General features: G+C 65.3%; 4 protein-coding genes. 2 read left to right on the top strand and 2 right to left on the bottom strand.

Translation table 11 applies throughout. The features are described 5' to 3' along the window. The coding region (locus tag AC1DMG_RS20850; protein WP_477181031.1) for a TetR/AcrR family transcriptional regulator at positions 1 to 579 on the top strand (579 nt) is incomplete at its 5' end. A 2-nt stretch (positions 580 to 581) separates the two neighbouring features. After that, on the top strand, positions 582 to 1,025 hold the full coding sequence (locus tag AC1DMG_RS20845; RefSeq protein ID WP_441603576.1) for a PaaI family thioesterase: 444 nt from the start codon (positions 582 to 584) through the stop codon (positions 1,023 to 1,025). A 3-nt stretch (positions 1,026 to 1,028) separates the two neighbouring features. On the opposite strand, the gene AC1DMG_RS20840 is transcribed toward AC1DMG_RS20845, so the two are convergent. Together AC1DMG_RS20840 and AC1DMG_RS20835 are read right to left on the bottom strand one after the other, a co-directional pair. After that, complete coding sequence (locus tag AC1DMG_RS20840; protein WP_441603417.1) at positions 1,029 to 1,556, bottom strand: DUF6496 domain-containing protein; 528 nt, start codon at positions 1,554 to 1,556, stop codon at positions 1,029 to 1,031. A gap of 131 nt (positions 1,557 to 1,687) precedes the next feature. Further along, positions 1,688 to 3,544, bottom strand: a complete 1,857-nt coding sequence (locus tag AC1DMG_RS20835) for an ABC transporter ATP-binding protein (RefSeq protein WP_477181032.1) — start codon at positions 3,542 to 3,544, stop codon at positions 1,688 to 1,690. Positions 3,545 to 3,675: the final 131 nt, after the last annotated feature.

Genomic DNA, 3,675 nt, shown 5'->3' with positions numbered 1-3,675 from the left:
GAACACAAACAGAAAACCCGCAGCAAAGTACTGGAAGTGGCGGCCAAGGCGATCCGTCAGGACGGTCCTGACCGCATTGGCGTCGCCGGCGTAATGGCCGAGGCCGGTCTCACCCACGGCGGCTTCTATGCCCACTTCAAGTCCAAGGATGAACTGGTCACGGCGGCGATCGAGCAGATGTTCGAGGAGTCGCGTGCGCGCCTGAAGCATGAGATGGAAGGCCACGCCCCCGCCCAGGGGCTGGCCAACTACATCGATTTCTATCTGTCGAAAAAGCATCGCGACGCGCGCGCCAGCGGCTGTCCCATGGCTGCGCTGGCCTCTGATCTGCCGCGCCTCCCCGAGCAGACCCGTGCGCTGTTTGCCGACGGCGCGCGCCGTCTCACCGACGCCATGGCGGAGCGATTCACCGCCTTGGGCTATAGCGATCCGCAGACCCTGGCTCGTTCCACCGTGTCCGAATTGGTCGGCGCCTTGTCGCTGGCCAGGGTGGAGACGGACGCCAAGCGTTCTGATGCGATCCTGGCCGATTCGCGGCACCTGCTGAAACAGCGCCTGGGCCTGGAGTCCGCATCGTGAGCATGATTACCGAGATCGGCCAGGGCCTTAGCGGGCTGGAGCAATTGCGCGCATTCATCGCCTCGGGCCAGCGCCCGGGCATCGGCGACTCGCTGGATTTCGATCTCGTGGACGTGGGTGAAGGCTACGCGGCATTCGAAGGTGTGCCCGGCGTGCATGCGTACAACCCGATGGGCATCGTCCATGGCGGCTATTTCGCCACGCTGCTGGATTCGGCATGCGGCTGCGCGGTGCATTCGCGGCTCACCGCGGAGCAGGCGTATACGTCGCTGGAGCTCAAGGTCACCTTCCAAAAAGCGATGACACGCGATACGGGTCGCGTCCGCGCCGAGGGCCGCGTGCGCACCATGGGGCGCCGCGTGGCCTTCGCGGAAGCCAGCCTGATGGACGCCCAGGGCCGCCTGTACGGTACGGCCACCTCAACCCTGTTGGTCTTCGACCGCTAGCAGTCAGCGCGCGCGTGAGCGCATGGCGCGCGTACGTGCTGCACGCACGGCGCCCGCCGCTCGGCTGCTGGTCGCAGCGGCCTTCTTCGCCGCGGCCTTGCGTACTGCAGGCCCCTTGGTTCGCGAGGCCTTCTTGGCCGCGGCGGAACGTTCGGCTGGGGTGCGGGCAGCGGCGGCCTTGCGCGCGTGCTTGGACAGCGCGGCATGCGAAGCCGACGCCGTGCTCTCGCGCTTGAGCGCCTGTAATGTCGCTCGACTGCGCTTGGCTGAGGCGGCCTTTGTCATCGCGCGCTTCTTGGCGACCGGTTTCTTGCGGGTGCTCTTGGCGCCCTTCTGCGCCGGCACATCGATGCCCGCGCGGCGCGCCTGCGACAGGCCAATCGCAATGGCCTGTTCCGGCGAACGCGCGCCATGCACACCTTCGCGGATGCGCTCAATTTCCTCGCGCACGAACTCGCCGGCCTGGGTGCTGGCCGACTTGCCCTGGCGTTGATCTTTGCGGGCGCGAGCCAAAGCGCGTTCGGTAGGCATGTCGAAACTCCACTGCGTGTGCACCGACCATGCTGCGGTGATGCCCGTGAAATGCAGAACAAAATAAAGCTCAGGCCACTGGCGAATATTCACAGCGATGGCAGCAGTGGCTGCGACATGCTCGCCCGCTTTCACGCCAGCGCGTTGTCCTCGGCCGGATCCTCCGCCGCCACGAAACCACCGGTCTGGCGCTGCCAGAGACGCGCATAGAGGCCGCCACGCATGATCAGTTCCGCATGTGTGCCGGTTTCCACGATCTCACCCTTGTCCATCACCACCAGGCGATCCATGCGCGCAATGGTGGACAGGCGGTGGGCGATGGCGATGACGGTCTTGCCGCGCATCAGCACTTCCAGACTGTCCTGGATCGCCGCTTCGGCATCCGAATCCAGTGCCGAGGTCGCTTCGTCCAGGATCAGGATCGGCGCATCTTTCAGCAGCACGCGAGCGATGSCGATGCGCTGGCGCTGGCCGCCGCTGAGCTTCACGCCGCGCTCGCCCACGTGCGCGTCGTAACCCACGCGGCCTTCGCCATCGACCAGTTGCGGAATGAATTCCTCGGCGCGCGCCTTGCGCACGGCTTCGATCACCTGCGGCTCGGTGGCATCGGGTCGGCCGTACAGCAGGTTGTCGCGTATCGGGCGATGCAGCAGCGAGGTGTCCTGCGTSACCAYGCCGATCTGCGCGCGCAGGCTTTCCTGCGCCACSYSGGCGATGTCCTGGCCATCGATCAGGATGCGCCCCGCTTCAAGGTCGTACAGGCGCAACAGCACATTCACGAGAGTCGATTTGCCGGCGCCGGAGGGGCCGACCACGCCGATCTTCTCGCCACCGCGCACCTTGAGATCAAGGCCGGCGATCACGCCGCCCTTCTTGCCGTAGTGGAAGTGGATGTCTTCGAAGTGCACGGCGCCTTCAGTCACTTCCAGCGGCATGGCGCCGTCGCGGTCCTGCACGGTGCGGGGCTTGGAGATGGTCTCGATGCCGTCCTGCACGGTGCCGACGTTTTCAAAGATGCCGTTGATCACCCACATGATCCAGCCGGACATGTTGTTGATGCGGATGACCAGGCCGGTGCTCAGCGCAATCGCGCCCACGGTGACCTTGCCCTGGCTCCATAGCCATAGCGCCAGCGCCGAGGTGCCGACGATCAGAAAACCGTTCAAGGTGGTGATGGTCGCGTCCATGGCCGTGGTCAGGCGCGTCATCGCGCGCATGCGCCTGATCTGTTCGCCCATCGCATCGGCCACATAGGCCTCCTCGCGCTGCGTATGCGCAAACAACTTCAGCGTGAGGATGTTGCTGTAGCCRTCGACGATGCGCCCCATCAGSCGCGARCGCGCCTCTGACTGGCGCCATGAGCGCTCCTTGGTGCGCGGCACGAAATAGCGCAGCGTGGCCACATAGGCGATGAGCCACACCACCAGCGGCACGGCGAGCCACACATCGGCCTTGGCGAACATGAAAATGGCGCTGCCGGTGTAAATCGCCACGTACCAGATCGCATCCACGATCTGCACCGCCGATTCACGCAGCGCGCCTGAGGTCTGCATGATGCGGTTGGCGATGCGACCGGCATAGTCGTTCTGGAAAAAGCCCAGGCTCTGGCGGATCACATAGCGATGGTTCTGCCAGCGGATGCGGTTGGTGAGGTTGGGCACGATGGCCTGGTTCACCAGCAGGTCGTGCGCGCCGATCAGGATCGGGCGTGCGATCAGCGCCACGAAACCCATCCACAGCAGTTCGTTGCCGTGCAGGTGGAAGAAGTCGGCGACCGGCGCACCCTTGGCCATATCCACGATGCTGCCGATGAAGCCGAACAGCGACACCTCCACCAGCGCCACGCCAAAGCCCACCACCAGCGCGGCGGCGAACACCGGCCAYACCTGGCGCAGATAAAACACGTAGAAGCGCCAGACCGACGACGGCGGCATGCCGTCGACGGGTTCGCGGAACGCGTCGATCAGCGATTCGAACCAGCGGAACAGCATGGGGAGGTCGTCCTTGGGAGGCGGCGGCGCGGGAGGAGGCGCTTGATAGCACTTGGGTGAAGGCAAGTCACGGGAGTTTCAAGGCGCGGCGCCCTCCAGGCCCGCCGTGCCTTTGTGGGAGCGCACCC

The sequence above is a fragment of the Dyella sp. 01N36 genome (genome assembly GCF_056399745.1).
The sequence above is the reverse complement of the archived record's forward strand: the minus strand, read 5'-3'. Positions and strand labels throughout refer to the sequence as shown.